General features: G+C 72.6%; 15 protein-coding genes and 1 pseudogene. 7 read left to right on the top strand and 9 right to left on the bottom strand.

What is annotated here, in order from left to right:
• The first annotated feature begins 38 nt into the window (after positions 1-38).
• Positions 39-449 carry a DUF4870 domain-containing protein gene (locus ACFPL3_RS11955; protein ID WP_343939901.1) on the top strand — a complete coding sequence of 137 codons (411 nt, stop codon included), beginning with the start codon at positions 39-41 and terminating at the stop codon, positions 447-449.
• A 26-nt stretch (positions 450-475) separates the two neighbouring features.
• A complete protein-coding gene (locus ACFPL3_RS11950; RefSeq protein WP_343939899.1) occupies positions 476-946 on the top strand; it encodes an Lrp/AsnC family transcriptional regulator in 471 nt (156 codons plus the stop codon).
• Here the strand turns inward: ACFPL3_RS11950 and ACFPL3_RS11945 are convergent.
• The 3 genes from ACFPL3_RS11945 to ACFPL3_RS11935 are packed head-to-tail and all read right to left on the bottom strand — an operon-like array spanning position 939 to position 4,270.
• A complete protein-coding gene (locus ACFPL3_RS11945; protein ID WP_343939897.1) occupies positions 939-2,189 on the bottom strand; it encodes a dihydrolipoamide acetyltransferase family protein in 1,251 nt (416 codons plus the stop codon). The genes ACFPL3_RS11950 and ACFPL3_RS11945 overlap by 8 nt on opposite strands.
• Positions 2,190-2,197: 8 nt before the next feature.
• Positions 2,198-3,169: an alpha-ketoacid dehydrogenase subunit beta gene (locus tag ACFPL3_RS11940; RefSeq protein WP_343939895.1), complete on the bottom strand. Its 972-nt coding sequence runs from the start codon at positions 3,167-3,169 to the stop codon at positions 2,198-2,200.
• Between the two features lie 45 nt (positions 3,170-3,214).
• Positions 3,215-4,270 carry a thiamine pyrophosphate-dependent enzyme gene (locus ACFPL3_RS11935; protein WP_343939893.1) on the bottom strand — a complete coding sequence of 352 codons (1,056 nt, stop codon included), beginning with the start codon at positions 4,268-4,270 and terminating at the stop codon, positions 3,215-3,217.
• 305 nt (positions 4,271-4,575) lie between these two features.
• On the opposite strand from ACFPL3_RS11935, the gene ACFPL3_RS11930 reads away from it, so the two are divergent.
• The 4 genes from ACFPL3_RS11930 to ACFPL3_RS11915 all read left to right on the top strand — a co-directional run bounded on the left by ACFPL3_RS11930 (position 4,576) and on the right by ACFPL3_RS11915 (position 7,052).
• Positions 4,576-4,854, top strand: coding sequence for a hypothetical protein (locus ACFPL3_RS11930; RefSeq protein WP_343939891.1), 279 nt, complete (start codon positions 4,576-4,578; stop codon positions 4,852-4,854).
• Between the two features lie 826 nt (positions 4,855-5,680).
• Positions 5,681-6,145 (top strand): barstar family protein, encoded by a 465-nt coding sequence (locus ACFPL3_RS11925; protein WP_343939889.1) that lies wholly within the window; start codon positions 5,681-5,683, stop codon positions 6,143-6,145.
• A complete protein-coding gene (locus ACFPL3_RS11920) occupies positions 6,142-6,579 on the top strand; it encodes a guanyl-specific ribonuclease (protein ID WP_343939887.1) in 438 nt (145 codons plus the stop codon). The genes ACFPL3_RS11925 and ACFPL3_RS11920 overlap by 4 nt, the downstream gene beginning before the upstream one ends.
• Positions 6,576-7,052 carry a SixA phosphatase family protein gene (locus ACFPL3_RS11915; protein ID WP_343939885.1) on the top strand — a complete coding sequence of 159 codons (477 nt, stop codon included), beginning with the start codon at positions 6,576-6,578 and terminating at the stop codon, positions 7,050-7,052. The genes ACFPL3_RS11920 and ACFPL3_RS11915 overlap by 4 nt, the downstream gene beginning before the upstream one ends.
• Before the next feature lie 7 nt (positions 7,053-7,059).
• On the opposite strand, the gene ACFPL3_RS11910 is transcribed toward ACFPL3_RS11915, so the two are convergent.
• The 3 genes from ACFPL3_RS11910 to ACFPL3_RS11900 all read right to left on the bottom strand — a co-directional run bounded on the left by ACFPL3_RS11910 (position 7,060) and on the right by ACFPL3_RS11900 (position 9,896).
• Positions 7,060-7,434 carry a hypothetical protein gene (locus tag ACFPL3_RS11910; RefSeq protein WP_343939883.1) on the bottom strand — a complete coding sequence of 125 codons (375 nt, stop codon included), beginning with the start codon at positions 7,432-7,434 and terminating at the stop codon, positions 7,060-7,062.
• Positions 7,431-9,392, bottom strand: coding sequence for a M13 family metallopeptidase (locus tag ACFPL3_RS11905; RefSeq protein ID WP_343939881.1), 1,962 nt, complete (start codon positions 9,390-9,392; stop codon positions 7,431-7,433). Before ACFPL3_RS11905 ends, ACFPL3_RS11910 begins: the two co-directional genes overlap by 4 nt.
• Before the next feature lie 72 nt (positions 9,393-9,464).
• Positions 9,465-9,896: a RidA family protein gene (locus tag ACFPL3_RS11900; protein WP_343939879.1), complete on the bottom strand. Its 432-nt coding sequence runs from the start codon at positions 9,894-9,896 to the stop codon at positions 9,465-9,467.
• 104 nt (positions 9,897-10,000) lie between these two features.
• Here ACFPL3_RS11900 and ACFPL3_RS11895 point away from each other — a divergent pair, with 104 nt between their 5' ends.
• Entirely contained in the window at positions 10,001-11,032 is a 1,032-nt protein-coding gene (locus ACFPL3_RS11895; protein WP_343939877.1) for a GlxA family transcriptional regulator, read from the top strand.
• A 44-nt stretch (positions 11,033-11,076) separates the two neighbouring features.
• Here the strand turns inward: ACFPL3_RS11895 and ACFPL3_RS11890 are convergent.
• The 3 genes and pseudogenes from ACFPL3_RS11890 to ACFPL3_RS11880 form a co-directional block, all read right to left on the bottom strand.
• Positions 11,077-11,940 (bottom strand): annotated as a pseudogene (locus ACFPL3_RS11890) (Na+/H+ antiporter NhaC family protein); the annotation flags it as partial.
• A 576-nt stretch (positions 11,941-12,516) separates the two neighbouring features.
• Positions 12,517-13,302: an aminotransferase class IV gene (locus ACFPL3_RS11885; protein WP_343939875.1), complete on the bottom strand. Its 786-nt coding sequence runs from the start codon at positions 13,300-13,302 to the stop codon at positions 12,517-12,519.
• A gap of 404 nt (positions 13,303-13,706) precedes the next feature.
• A complete protein-coding gene (locus ACFPL3_RS11880) occupies positions 13,707-14,192 on the bottom strand; it encodes a TspO/MBR family protein (RefSeq protein WP_343939873.1) in 486 nt (161 codons plus the stop codon).
• Between the last annotated feature and the right edge of the window lie 68 nt (positions 14,193-14,260).

The following is a 14,260-nucleotide window of genomic DNA, read 5'->3' as shown; positions in this document are numbered from 1 at the left end:
TCGTTGAACGGGGGAGTCCGGCGGAAGAGGAGGACCCGATGTCGTCGCCGTACGATCCCTACCAGCGCGATGCCGACACCACCCCCACCGCGCTCCCCTCGGCGGGCAGCAGGGCGGGGGCCATCCTCGCCCACCTGTCGGCACCGATCGCGGCGCTGCTGAGCGCCGGTTCCCTCAGCCTTCTCGGACCCCTGATCGTCTGGATGGCGTTCAAGAACGACCCGTTCGCGCGCCGCGCCGCGGCCGGGGCGTTCAACTTCAACCTGAGCTTCTGGGTGCTGTTCCTGCTCAGCTGGCTGCTGATCTTCACCGTGATCGGCGCCGTGATCGGTGTGCCCCTGCTCATCGTGCTGTTCGTGGTGTCCGCGTGGTGCCACATCAAGGGCGCGATCCGCGCGGCCGACAACCAGGTGTACGACTACCCGTTCCAGCTGCGCGTGCTGCACTGACGGTCACCGTGGAGCGCAGCAACGGCGTGGACGCGACGGACCGCAGGCTCCTCGAGCTCCTGATCGAGGACCCGCGGTTGTCGAACCGGGCACTGGCCCGCGCCATCGGCATGTCCCCGAGCGCGGTGGGCGAGCGGCTCGAGCGGCTGCAGAAGCGCGGCGTCATCCGCGGCTTCACCGCCGACGTCGACCCGGCCGCGCTGGGCTACGCCCTCGAGGTGGTCGTGGCGATCCAGCTGAGGCAGGGCAAGCCGGTGCGCGACACCGTCGAGTCGCTGCGCGCGATCCCCGAGGTCCGCTCGGTGCAGCTGGTCACGGGGCGGTGGGACCTGCTGCTCACCTTCCTCGTGCGCGACCAGCTGCACCTGCGGGAGATCCTCCTCGGCGACGTGTGGGCGGTGGCCGACTTCCAGCACAGCGAGTCCATGATCATCCTGCAGACCTGGACCTCGCCGACGCCGCTGGGTGCGGCGCTCGAGGAGGGCGACGCTAGCTGAGCAGGAGCTCCCACTTCGGGTTCTCGAGGATCCTCCCGACCCGCGCGAGCACCTTGCTGCCCAGCTCGCCGTCGACGAGGCGGTGGTCGAAGGAGAGCGCGAGCTGGGTGGTCCAGCGCAGCGCCACCTCGCCCTTGTGTTCCCACGGCGTCCGGCGCACCGCGCCCAGGCAGAGGATCGCGGCCTCGCCCGGGTTGAGGATCGGCGTGCCCGCGTCGACCCCGAACACCCCGATGTTCGTGATCGTGATGGTGCCGCGGGACATGTCCTCCGGCGTCGACCGGCCCTCCCGCGCCGTGCGCACGAGGTCGGTCAGGGCGCCCGCCAGGCGCGGCAGCGGGAGCGAGCCCGCGTCCTTGATGTTGGGCACCATCAGCCCGCGCGGCGTGGCGGCCGCGATGCCGAGGTTGACCCGGTGGTGCACCACGATCTCGTTCGCCGTCTCGTCCCACGAGGCGTTGATGTCGGGGTGGTCGCGCACCGCGGCCAGCAGCGCGCGCGCCGCGAGCAGCAGCATCGTCACGCGGGTGCCCTCGAAGGCGCGGTCGGCCTTGAGCTTCTCGACCAGCTTCACCGACCGGGTCACGTCCACCGTCATGAACTCGGTGACGTGCGGTGCCGTGAACGCGCTGCCCACCATCGCGGCCGCGGTGGCCTTGCGGACGCCCTTCACCGGGATCCGGGTGGTCAGCTCGTTCCCGGTGGGCTCGGCGGTGCGTGCTGCAGCCGGTTGGGCGGCACGCCGGACGTCCTCGCGGGTGATGGTGCCGGCGGGCCCCGACGCGGGCACCGTGGCGAGGTCGACGCCGAGGTCCTTCGCGAGCTTGCGCACCGGCGGCTTCGCCCGGGTCGGCCCGGCGGCGGTGGGGGCGGGGGTGGGCTCGGGGGCTGCCTTCCGGCGCCGCCGCGTGCTGCCGCCCTCCGCTGCGGGGCCGTAGCCCACCAGCACCGACGGCGCGGGCTCCGCCTCCTCCTGGGGCTCCACCTCGGCCCGCTGCGCCGCAGCGTCCCCGATGGCGATGATCGGCGTGCCGACCGGAATCGTCTTGCCCTCCGGCACGAGCAGCGCCGTCACGGTGCCCTCGAACGGCGAGGGCAGCTCGACCAGCGACTTCGCGGTCTCGATCTCGACGAGCACCTGGTTGTGCGTGACGGTGTCGCCCACGGCGACGCGCCACGTCACGATCTCGGCCTCCTCGAGGCCCTCCCCGACGTCGGGCAGGCGGAACTCGTGTGTCGTCATCGTGGCGCTCACCAGGCGAAGGATCGGTCGACGGCGTCGAGGACGCGGTCGAGGTCGGGCAGGTACCGGTCCTCGAACTTGGCCGGCGGGTAGGGGGTGTTGAACCCGCCGACCCGCAGCACCGGCGCCTCGAGGCGGTAGAAGCAGCGCTCGGTGACCGCGGCGCCGACCTCGGCGCCGAGGCCCGCGAACGTGGGCGCCTCGTGCGCCACGACGCAGCGGCCGGTCTTGTCCACCGAGCGGGCGATCGTGTCCATGTCCAGCGGCGAGAGCGTGCGCAGGTCGACGACCTCGATGTCGCGGCCGTCCTCGGTTGCGGCCTCGGCCGCCTGCAGGCAGGTCGCCACCATGCCGCCGTAGGTCAGCAGCGTGACGTCGCGGCCGGGCCGCACCACCCGTGCCCGGTCCAGCGGCAGGTCAGGCTCGTCGGACACCTCGGCCTTGGACCAGTACCGCCGCTTCGGCTCGTAGAAGATCACGGGGTCGTCGCCGGCCAGTGCCTGGCGCACCATCCAGTGCGCGTCCTGCGGGCCGGAGCAGCACACCACCCGCAGCCCGGCGGTGTGGGCGAAGTACGCCTCGTTGGACTCGCTGTGGTGCTCGACCGCGCCGATCCCCCCGCCGACGGGGATCCGGACGACCACCGGCACCGCGAGCCGCCCGCCGCTGCGCGCCCGCAGCTTCGCCAGCTGGGCGACGATCTGGGAGAAGGCCGGGTAGACGAACCCGTCGAACTGGATCTCGCAGACCGGCCGGTAGCCGCGCAGGGCCAGCCCGATCGCGGTGCCGACGATGCTCGCCTCGGCGAGCGGGGTGTCGATCACACGGTCGGCGCCGAAGTCCTTCTGCAGGCCGTCGGTGACCCGGAAGACTCCGCCGAGCCGCCCGACGTCCTGGCCCATGACGACGACCTTCGGGTCGTCCTCCATGGCTTGGCGCAGACCGGTGTTGATCGCGTGGGACAGGGTGAGCACAGGCACGTTCGCTCCCGTCGAGACCGGGGTGGGGGAGGGAGAAGGCGGGGATCAGTCGACGTAGGAGGCGACGAGCGCCTCGTACTGCCGGCGCTCCTCGGCCAGCAGCGGGGTCTCCTCGGCGAGCACGGACGTGAACAGCCCTGCGATGTCGGCGATCGGCAGTTCGCGGCAGACCCGCCGGGTCTCCTCCGCCAGCGCCGCGCACTCGCCCGCGACCTCGTCGCGGAACGCGTCGTCGATGTAGCCCCGGTCCACCATGAGCGCCTCGAGCCGCGCGATCGGGTCGCGCGTGCTCCAGTCGTCCAGCTCGCTCGAGTTGCGGTAGCGACCCGGGTCGTCGGACGTGCTGTGCCCGGCCATCCGGTAGGTCACGGCCTCGATCAACGCCGGGCCGCCGCCCGCGCGGATCTGCTCGGCCACCGCGCTGGTGACCGCGTGCACGGCCAGCACGTCGTTGCCGTCCACCAGGTGCGCGTCCAGGCCGAAGCCGAGCGCACGCTGGTGCAGCGGGGCGCGCATCTGCGTCTGCGTCGGGGTCGAGATCGCCCAGTGGTTGTTCTGGCAGAAGAACAGCAGCGGCACCTCGGCCGCCGCGGCCCAGTTGAACGACTCGTTCGCCTCGCCCTGGCTGGTGGAGCCGTCTCCGAAGTAGACGGTGACGATCTCGTCGGCGCCGTCGCGCTGCACACCCATCGCGTACCCGGTGGCGTGCGGCAGCTGCGCGGCCAGCACGAGCGTGTAGATGTGGAACCGGTACTCGGCCGGGTCCCAGCCGCTGTGGGCGTTGCCGCGCCACTGCACGAGCAGCTCGGCGGACGTGATGCCACGGCACAGCGCGGCGGCGTGCTCGCGGTAGCTGGGGAAGACGTGGTCGTCGGCGCGCAGCGCGGTGATCGAACCGACCTGCGCGGCCTCCTGCCCGAGCGACTGCAGCCACAGGCCCAGCTCGCCCTGACGCTGCAACGCGAGCGCCTCGTCGTCGAACCGGCGGGCCAGCGACATCCGCCGGAAGAAGTCGCGGCACAACTCCGGCGTGACCTCCAGCGGCCACCGCGGGTCGGCGCGAAGGGTTCCGTCCGGGCCGAGTAGCTGCACGGGTTCCATGCGGTCCTCCACCAGGTGCTCCGTGGGACCACAGCCGCCCGGGTGAGGCAGCTGGGCCCGACGGTTCCGCACCGGCGGGGTCACCGGCGCCGGACGAACGTAACACGAAGCTTGGGCGTGACGAACACTTGACCGATGTGACCGAATCACACCGGACAGTCGGTTGACGTCCTGCTACAGTGCCGAGCCGTGCGCACGCAGTGGACCATCATTACCCGGCGCGCCGGCTGAGCCAGGACACCGGCGCGCGTCCCTGCCGCCCGGAACCTGGTCCGGATCCCCACCCCTCCCCGAGGAGATCCGTGATGACCACGTCCGCCGCGCGCCCGTCGACGTCCCCCGCTCCTGAGTACCCCGTGCACCGCTCGGTGGTCGCCCACGTCACGGGCGGCCTCGACGGCGTGCTCCGCGTGGCCACCGTGCTGCGCGGCCGCCGCTACCGGGTGCGCGACCTCGCCGTCGACATCCGCGAGGGCGTCGTCGTCAGCGAGGTCCGCGCCACCGTCCTCCTCACCGCCTCCGAGACCACCCTGCTGCTGGAACGCCTCCGCCGCCTCGCCTCCGTCACGAGCGCCGACGGCTGACCCAGGCCCCCGCCCGCCGAGCAGCACACCAGCGCGGTCGCCAACACCTCCAGGTGCTGCTGACCATGGGGTGGGCGGCGTGAGCAGTACATGAGGGCTGCCACCACGACTGCGGCGTACGTCTGGTGCGGATCGGGGGTGGCGGACGCAGACCTGGTGGCGGCGCGCGCCCATCTCAGGTCGAGCAGTACGCCAGTGCGGTTGCCACGACCGCGAAGTACGGCTCGCGCGGATCTTGCGCGCCAGACCCGGGCGGCGCCCCGGGCCCCATGATCGCCGGTCGGGAGCGAAACCCGACACCTGGCGTCGGGAAACGCGCCAATCTGCTGATCAAGCTCCCGGACGGCCCGCCCGCGCCTCCCCGCGCTGAGCAGTACATCAGCGCGGTCGTCACCACGCCCAGGTGCTGCTGACCATGGGCTGGCCCGCATGAGCAGTACACCAGTGCGGTCGCCACGACCGCGGCGTACGGCTGGCGCGGATCGAGGGTGGCGGACGCAGAGTTGGGGGCGGCGCGCCGATTTCGCGTTGAGCAGTACGCCAGTGCGGTTGCCACCACGCCCAGGTGCTGCTGATCAATGGGTGATCGACGCGAGCAGCACGCCAGGGTGGTTGCCGCGGCCACGTAGCACGGCTCGTGCGGATCATGCGTGAGGCGGAGGCGGCATCTGGAGTGGCGCTCGCCGAGCAGTACGCCGGCGCGCCCAGCACGACCGCCAGGTTCTGCTGATCACCAGGTGCCGGGCGCGAGTCGCACACCACGGCGCTGGCCCGACCGTGGTGTACGACTGGCACGAGCGGGGGCTCCGTCTGATCCAATGTGCCGGTGAACGGAACTGCGCGGGTGCGGGTCGCCACCCTGGTTCCCGGCCTCGCCGGCCGTGGGGTGCTGCTCGCCGCCCCCGACGACGCGGAGCGGGTGCGCCGGGCGTTGGTGGACGGCGGGTTCGCGGTGGCGGAGGTCGCGGGGCCCGCAGCCGGGTTGCGGGAGGCGCAGGCGGCGATCGCGCGGGCGCTGCGGCTGCCGGAGACGGCGGGGCGCAACCTCGACGCGTTGGTCGACTCGCTGCGGGACCTGGCCACGTGGTGGCCCGACGACGAGCGGGTGGCGTTGCTGTGGCCGGGGGCGGAGGAGCTGGTGGAGGGGGACCTGCCCGGCTTCCTGACGCTCACCGAGATCCTGCGCGCCGCCACCGACGATCTGTGGCGCGGCGGCGGGCCGGGGGACCGGCAGTTCGAGACGGTGGCCTTCGTGCGCCGTCACGGCGTGCGGGCGCTGGGGGACGCATGACCAGGTTCGTGATCGCGCTGCTGCTGGCTGTGGTGGCGCTGGCCGGTTGCCAGTCGGCGCCGACGTCCGCGCCACCCGTCTCCGGTGCGGAGGCCACCACCGGTTCGGCGGCCACCACCAGCGCCGCGGCCGACGACGGCATCCCCGACTGTCCTGTCGCGGAGCTGCCGCCCGAGGCGCCCGAGGTGATCGAGGACATCGAGGCGGGCGGCCCCTACGAGTACCCGCGCAACGACGGGGTGACGTTCGGCAACCGCGAGGGTCTGCTGCCCGACGAGGACCGCGGCTACTACCGTGAGTTCACGGTGGAGACGCCCGGGTCGCGGGATCGGGGTGCGCGCCGGATCGTGACGGGTGGGCCGGACGAGCGGGATCCGGAACACTGGTACTACACCGACGACCACTACGAGAGCTTCTGCGAGTTCGTGCCGTGAAACGCCTGGTGGTGCTCCGCCACGCGAAGTCCGCGTGGCCGGACGGCGTGCCCGACGCGGAGCGGCCGCTGAACCCGCGCGGCCGCCGCGACGCGCCCGCCGCCGGGCGCTGGATCCGCGAGCACGTGGGGCACCTCGACGCGGTGATCTGTTCGCCCGCCGCCCGCACGCGCCAGACGTGGCGGCTGGTCGCGGCCGAGCTCGACGGGCCGCCGGACGCGGTCTTCGACGATCGGATCTACGAGGCCGGGGTCGGTTCTTTGCGCGCGGTCGTGGGCGAGTTCCCCGACGACGTCGGAACGGCGCTCCTGGTGGGGCACAACCCGGGCGTCGCGGGGCTGGTCGGCGCGCTCACCGGCGAGGAACCGGAGATGAAGACCTCGGCGATCGCGGTCGTCGAGCTCGACGGCCCGTGGTCGGGCGCCGAGCCGGGGCGGGCGCGGCTGGTCGAATACGCGACGCCCCGCGGGTGAGCCGGGTTCAGTCGGCGAGCCAGCCGTAGGCCGTCTGCCGGGAGATCCCCAGCGCCTTGGCCATCGCGCTGATCTCCAGCCCCTGGCGCTTGCCCTCGGTCAGCAGTTCCCGCTGGCGGGTCCGCAGTTCCTCCATGCGGTCGGCGACCTCCCGCATCCGCCCGAGCAGCTCCTCCGCCTCGGGTCCGGCGCCGGTGCGGCTGCGCCCGACGCCGGGCCGTGGGAAGCCGCGCACCTCGTCGGCATCCCACAGCTTGCGGCCCCGTTCGTCGGGTTCCAGGAGCGGCTGCGGCGCCTGGCCGCGCGAGACGTAGCCGAGCCAGGTGGCCGGCTTGACGCCCCACGCGGCCGCGCACTCGGCGCCGGTCCAGGTCTGCGTCACCAGATGCGCACCCGGTCCTGCGGCGCCCGGTAGAGCGCGTCGGACTCCTGCACGCCGAACGCCTCGTGGAAGGCGTCGAGGTTGGTGACGACGGCGTTGCAGCGCAGGTCGGGCGGCGAGTGCGGGTCGACGGCGAGGCGCCGGATGGCCTCGGCCTCGCGGGTGACGATCCGCCAGACCTGCGCCCAGCCGACGAGCACCCGCTGCAGCCCGGTGAACCCGTCGATCACGGGCGGCTCCGCGTCGCCCATCGCGATCTTGTACGCCTTGATCGCGATGGTGAGGCCGCCGAGGTCGCCGATGTTCTCCCCGACGGTGAGCGCGCCGTTGACCTTGTGGTCGGGCAGCCCGGCGGGGGAGAGCGCGCTGTACTGGTCGATCAGCGCCTGGGCGCGGCGCTCGAACTCGGCGCGGTCGCCGGGCTCCCACCAGTCGGTCATGGTGCCGTCGCCGTCGTACTTGGAGCCCTGGTCGTCGAACCCGTGGCCGATCTCGTGGCCGATGACGGCGCCGATCCCGCCGTAGTTGGCCGCGTCGTCGGCCTCGGGGTCGAAGAACGGCGGCTGCAGGATCGCGGCCGGGAACACGATCTCGTTCATGCGCGGGTGGTAGTAGGCGTTGACGGTCTGCGGCGTCATGAGCCACTCGTCGCGGTCGACCGGCTTGCCGATCTTGGCGAGCTGGAAGTCGGTGTGCCAGGCGCCGGCGCGCAGGGCGTTGCCCAGCAGGTCGTCGGCCCGGATCTCGAGGGCCGAGTAGTCCTTCCACTTGTCCGGGTAGCCGATCTTCGACCCGAACTTGCCGAGCTTGGTGAGCGCCCGTTCGCGCGTGGCGGGGCTCATCCAGTCCAGCGTGCTGATGCTCTGCCGGTACGCCTCGACGAGGTTGGCGACGAGCTCGACCATGCGCTCCTTCGCCGCGGCGGGGAAGTGCCGCTCGACGTAGAGCTTGCCGACCGCTTCACCGAGCGCGCCCTGCACGACGCCGACGCCGCGCTTCCACCGCTCGCGCAGCTGCGGCGTGCCCGAGAGCGTGCGGCCGTGGAAGTCGAAGTCCTCCTCGACGATCGCCTCGGTGAGGTAGTCGGCGCACGCCGACGCCGTGTGGATCGCGAGCCACTCCTGCCACTGCGCGAGCGGGCGCTCCGCCCACAGCTTCGCGGCCGCCGCCACGAAGCTGGGCTGCCGCACGACGATCTCGTCGAAGGCGCCCTCGGGCGCCCCGAACGCGGCGAGCCACGGCTCCCAGTCGAACTGGGGCGCGTTCTGCCGCAGCGCGGGCAGGGTCATGAGCGTGTAGGTCTTCTCCGCGTCACGGTTGGTGACGCGGTCCCACGACGCCGCCGCGAGCGCGGTCTCGAGCTCCATCACGCGGTCGGCGAGCCCGCCCGGATCGGGCAGCCCGACGAGCTCGGCGAGGCGGGCGAGGTGCGCGACATAGGCCGTGCGGATCTCGGCGTAGGCGTCCTCGCGGTAGTAGGACTCGTCGGGCAGCCCGAGCCCGGACTGCTCGAGCTGCACGAGGTAGCGGGTGGCGTTCTTCGGGTCGGTGGAGACGAACGCAGCCACGAGCGCCCCGCGGCCCTGCCGCTGCCCGCGGCCCAGCACGGCCGCGAGCGCGGCCTTGTCCTCGGCGGCCGCGATCTCGTCGAGCAACGGCTGCAGCGGCGTGGTGCCGAGCGCCTCGATCCGCTCGACGTCCATGAAGGACCCGTAGAGGTCGGCGATCTTGCGGGCGTCGGTGCTCGGCTCGCCGTCGGCCTCCTCGATGATGGCGCGCACGTCCTCCTCGGCCTTGTCGTACAGCGCCCGGAACGCGCCGTCCTGCGCCCGGTCGTCGGGGATGACGTGGGTGCGCAGCCACTGGCCGTTGACGTGACCGAACAGGTCGTCCTGTGGGCGGATGGCGGGATCGACCCAGCGCAGGTCGAGCCCCGAGCGGAGAGCCGAGGTCGTCACGGCTCCCCATCATGCCTGCGTGACGGTCCGGAATGCGCCGGCGGGCTCCGCCTGTTGGGTGGGGATGTGCTGTCAGAGCCGCGCGACGAGCTTGATCTCGACCAGCAGCTCGGGGAAGGCCAGGCGCGGGGTGCCGATCATCGTGCTCGCCACCTGGGGGTCGGGCCGGCCGTAGGCCTCCTTGCGCACCTCTCCCGCCGCGGCGTCGGCCGCGTCGGCGTCGACGACGTAGAGGACCTCGTCGACGACGTCGTCGAGCGTGGCCCCGAATCGCGCGAGCAGGGTGGCCGCATTCTTGTAGCACTGGCGCATCTGGGCGGCCGTGTTGCCGAAATCGGTGACCTTTCCGGAATCGTCGACGGGAGCCGGGGCCACGAGGTTCGGCCCGTCGTGCGCGACCTGGCCGGAGAGGTGGACGGTGTCGCCGCTGCGCACGGCCTGGACGTACCCGTAGTTCTTCTCCCAGTCGACGCCGAAGCTCTCGACCTGCACTTTCTCTGCCATGACCGCGACGGTAGCGGGCCGTCGCGGCGCCGGACACGTGCTGTGGTGCCATTTCCGGCAAGGATCGTGCCAGGGGGCCCGCGCCGGATCGGAAGGAGCGGTGGATGAACGCCTGGTATGAGCGGGAAATCGTCGTGGCGATCCTCGCGGTGCCCCGCGCGTACGCGATGGACGTGAGCATTCCCGCGCACGTGTTCGACCGCCACCCGGGCTATCACCTCCTCGTGTGCGGCGAGCGCGACCCGCTTTCGGAGGTCGACCGCGCGGCCGTGGTGGTGGTGCCCGGTTACGAGGACCCGCACCTGCCCGTCCCGCAGCCGTACCTCGAGGCGCTGCGGCGGGCCGCCGAGCGGGGCGCGCGCATCGTCGCGGTCTGCACGGGTGTGTTCGCGCTCGCGGCCTGCGGGGTGGCGGGCGTGACGAGGGTGACGACGCACTGGCGCCACGCCGACGAGCTGCGGGCCGCCTGGCCGGGGGTCGAGGTGCTCGAGAACCGGCTGCTCGTCGAGGACGGGAACGTGCTCACCTCCGCCGGGGCGAGCGCGGGCGTGGACGCGTGCCTGCACGTCGTCCGCAGCGACTTCGGGGCCGCCGCGGCCGACGAGGTGGCCAAGGAGGTGGTGTCCCCGGCCCGGGCCGCCACCGACCCGCAGTACACGACGGTGCCCGCCCCGGCCCGCGACGACCTGGCCGCCACCCGGGAATGGCTGCTCGAGAACCTGGCGTCGCCGATCACCGTGCAGCAGATGGCGGACCGCAGCCTGCTGTCGCGCCGGACGTTCATCCGCCGGTTCGTGCACGAGACCGGGGTGCCGCCGCTGCGGTGGGTCACGCAGCAGCGGCTGCTGAGCGCGCGGCGGCTCCTGGAGGTGTCCGACTGGTCGGTCGAGCGCATCGCCGCGGCCACGGGGTTCGGCACGGCCGCGAACTTCCGGTCGGTGTTCCGCCGGGAGGTGGGCGCCACCCCCACGGCGTACCGGAAGCGGCACGGGGCGAGCAGGCCTCAGGAGGTCGGCTCGCTGAAGGCGCCGACGCGCGGGGAGCGCATCCAGAGCACGCCGACGGCGAGGGCCAGCGCCACGAGCGCGGTGACCAGCCCGGCCACGCCGCTGCCCGTCGCGCCCAGCACCAGGTAGCCCAGCGCGGACGCGCCCGCCGCCACCAGCGCGAAGGGCAGCTGCGTGGTGACGTGCTCGACGAGCTGGATGCCCGACCCGATCGAGGACAGGATCGTGGTGTCCGACAGCGGGGAGGTGTGGTCGCCGAAGATCGCGCCGGCGAGCACCGCGCCGAACATCGGGACGAGCAGGCTGGGGTCGAGCGCCACGGCGATCTCGCCCGCGATCGGCAGGAGCAGCCCGAACGTGCCGAACGTGCTGCCGATCGAGAACGAGATGAACGAGGCCAGCACGAACAGCAGCGCGGGCAGCAGCGCCGTCGGGAGGGCGGCGTCGACGATCCCGGCGAGGTACTCGCCGATGCCGAGCTCCGAGATCACCCCGGCGGTGACCCACGCGAGGAACAGCACGGCCGCGGCCACCAGCATCGACTTCAGGCCGGCCACGGTGGCCCGGCCCATCAGATCGACCGGGGTGCCCCGCACCAGCAGGGTGCCCGCGGTCACCAGGCAGGCCACCACGGTGCCGATGAACAGCGAGACGATCACGTCGGTGTTCGCGAGGACCTCCATGACGGACAGCGGGCCCTCGGTGCCCGCGATGCCGATCCACAGTGCGCACACCACCGTCACCCCGGTGAGGACGAGCACCGGCCCGACGAGATCGCCGACGCGGCCGTCGGCGCGCGCCTCCAGCGTGCGGTCGGTCTCGCCCGGTACCGGCCCGCGGGAGGGATCGACGAGCAGCCCGTCCTCCATCGCCGCGCGCTCGTGCTCGTTCATCGGGCCGAGTGAGAGGCTGAGCGCCGCCGCGGCGATCGCGAGCAGCAGCGCCGTGATCGCGTAGAGGTTCGTCGGGATCGCCTGCAGGAACGCCTCGTACCCGGTGATCCCGCTGACGCCGTTGGCGTCGAGGATGCCGGTCATCGTGGCGGCGATGAAGGCCGCCCAGCCCGAGATCGGCACGAGGACGATCACCGGTGCCGCCGTCGAGTCGACGAGGTAGGACAGCTTCGCGCGGGAGATCCGGTGCTGGTCGGTGATCGGCCGGCTGACGTTCCCACCCACCAGGCTGCTGAACGCGTCGTCGAAGAAGATCACGATGCCGACGACGACCGGCACCAGCTGCGCCTGCACGCGCGTGCGGACCTTCGTGATCGCCCACGACGCGAAGGCCACCAGACCGCCGGAGACGTGGATCAACGACGTCAGGACGCCCAGCAGCAGCACGACGCCGAGGATGTAGACCTCCTCCGCCACGGCCCCGTCGTCGATCACGAGCCCGCTCGCGACGTCGAACACGAAGACGCCCGCGGCCATGAGGTTGCCCTGGGCGTGGATGAGCGCGCCGAGGACGATGCCGAGCGCCAGGGAGATCAGGATCCGGCGCGTGACGATGGCGCAGAAGATCGTGACGACCGGCGGTAGCAGAGACAGCAGCGACGGTTCCACAGACGACTCCTCGTCGTTGGGGAGTGGTCCGATGGTTGGACAGCAGACCGGTCAGGTCAAGCGGAGTTGTGCCGCGATGCGGTGCCGCAGGGCATCGGCCGCCTCGGTCGTCTGCGGCCCGGGCACCGCCGGGAGCGGGCGGCCGTCGATCGACGACACCGGCTGCACCTCCCGGGTGGTCGAGGCGAGGAATGCCTCCTCCAGCTCCCCGAGCAGGTCCTCGTGCAGCACGCGCGCCGTGGCCCCCGTCAGCTCGAGCACGTGGCGCCGGGTGATCGAGTCGAGGACGTGGTCGGCGAGGGGTGGGGTGTGCAGGCGGCCGTCGAGCACGAAGAAGAAGGCTGACGTCGGGGCCTCGAGCACCCGGCCGTGCGGGCTGACCAGCAACGCTTCGTCCGCACCCGCCTCGCGCGCGAGCCGGGACGCCAGCATGTTCGCCGCGTAGGAGAGCGACTTGACGGCGTCGAGCACACGTGTGGGCGCGTACCGGACCGTGCCGAGCGCGACGGCGCGCTGCCGCTCGGGGAGCGGGCTGACCACGGCCACGCGCCGCCCGCCACGGGTGATCACCAACCGGATCGCGCCGTCGACGGGACCCACCTTCGCGAGCAATGCGTCCACCTCGGCCAGCGCCGCCTCCAGGTCGAACTCCAGGCGGAGGTTCGCCGCGGAGCGCTGCAGACGTTCGACGTGCTCGTCCCAGGCGAACGGGCGCCCCGCGTACAGGCGGGCCACCTCGAACACCCCGTCCCCGCGCAGCAGACCCTCGTCGGTGACCGGGATCGTCATCTGCGCGGCCGGCCCGATGGTGCCGTCGACCGATGCCAGCTCGTCCACGGGGGAAGCCTACGGTCGGCCGGGCGATCGAACCTCAGCCTCGCGCGCGCAACGCCGTCGACTGGTCCACACGAGTGTCGAGGGCCGACAGGCATGGGGTCTCCGGGGCGCCGGGCTTTCTGGTGGTTCGGGGCCTCCGGTCGCGCCGCGCATCGTGCGGGGCCGCCTCTCACGCCTCGAGGGCGCCTTCGGCGTCGCTGCGCGAGCGCTTCGCGCCCCGTGACCCGTGAGCCTCTGCGGCCCCTCCCGGGCATCACGTGGGCAGGCAGGGCCTGCCCTTTTGGCGCGCGGCGCCTCCGGAGGCCGGTTCCGCGGCCATGATCAGGGCTTTGGCGCATTCCCGGGCGAAATCGACCCGGGAATGCGCCAAACCCGTGATCATGGGCGTGGGGACGGCCCGGATTTCATCGATTGCGGCGGGCGATCTCCGCCGTCAGCGCGGTGGCGAACGTGGTCCACGCGGCGTAGGGCAGCAGTGCGATCCCGGCGTTGCGGTCGAGCTGCCACGTCCGACGGACGAGGTCGAGGGTGGAGGCCTCCAGCGCGAGCACCTCGAGCGTCGCCGGCGGCGGGTTCTGCGCGGTGAAGAAGCTCCAGGTCCAGCCGGCGTTGAGCGCGAGGTTGGTGCCGTAGGCGCCCAGGTAGCGGTTCCGCGCCTGCGGGCCTTCCTGCTCCGCCCGGTCGAGCGCCCGCGCCCCGCTCCCGGCGATCAGGGCGTACAGCACGCTCCAGACCACGGGGAACGCCGCGCCCGGTGGTTGCCAGCTCGGCTTGTCCAGGCGCCGGTACCAGCGGGACGTGACGTCCGTGCCGACCTTCCCCGCCGCCGCCGTGGCGGCCACCGCGGCAGTGGTGATCAACAGGGGGCGGAGCGACCTGGGAGTCTTCATGGGCGGCGGGTACCCGCCCGCCGCCGACCTACGGTGTGAGCCCTGTCGGCGACGATCTCGCATCGATC

The sequence above is a fragment of the Pseudonocardia zijingensis genome, from assembly GCF_042657305.1.
In the GTDB taxonomy this organism is placed as follows: domain Bacteria; phylum Actinomycetota; class Actinomycetes; order Mycobacteriales; family Pseudonocardiaceae; genus Pseudonocardia; species Pseudonocardia zijingensis.
The sequence above is the reverse complement of the archived record's forward strand: the minus strand, read 5'-3'. Positions and strand labels throughout refer to the sequence as shown.

Bases quoted from the DNA above. Each gene is read 5' to 3' on its own strand.
- ACFPL3_RS11955 (WP_343939901.1), top strand. From the start codon at position 39: ATGTCGTCGCCGTACGATCCCTACCAGCGCGATGCCGACACCACCCCC.
- ACFPL3_RS11945 (WP_343939897.1), bottom strand. From the start codon at position 2,189: ATGACGACACACGAGTTCCGCCTGCCCGACGTCGGGGAGGGCCTCGAG.
- ACFPL3_RS11935 (WP_343939893.1), bottom strand. From the start codon at position 4,270: ATGGAACCCGTGCAGCTACTCGGCCCGGACGGAACCCTTCGCGCCGAC.
- ACFPL3_RS11930 (WP_343939891.1), top strand. From the start codon at position 4,576: ATGACCACGTCCGCCGCGCGCCCGTCGACGTCCCCCGCTCCTGAGTAC.
- ACFPL3_RS11920 (WP_343939887.1), top strand. From the start codon at position 6,142: ATGACCAGGTTCGTGATCGCGCTGCTGCTGGCTGTGGTGGCGCTGGCC.
- ACFPL3_RS11900 (WP_343939879.1), bottom strand. From the start codon at position 9,896: ATGGCAGAGAAAGTGCAGGTCGAGAGCTTCGGCGTCGACTGGGAGAAG.
- ACFPL3_RS11895 (WP_343939877.1), top strand. From the start codon at position 10,001: ATGAACGCCTGGTATGAGCGGGAAATCGTCGTGGCGATCCTCGCGGTG.
- ACFPL3_RS11880 (WP_343939873.1), bottom strand. From the start codon at position 14,192: ATGAAGACTCCCAGGTCGCTCCGCCCCCTGTTGATCACCACTGCCGCG.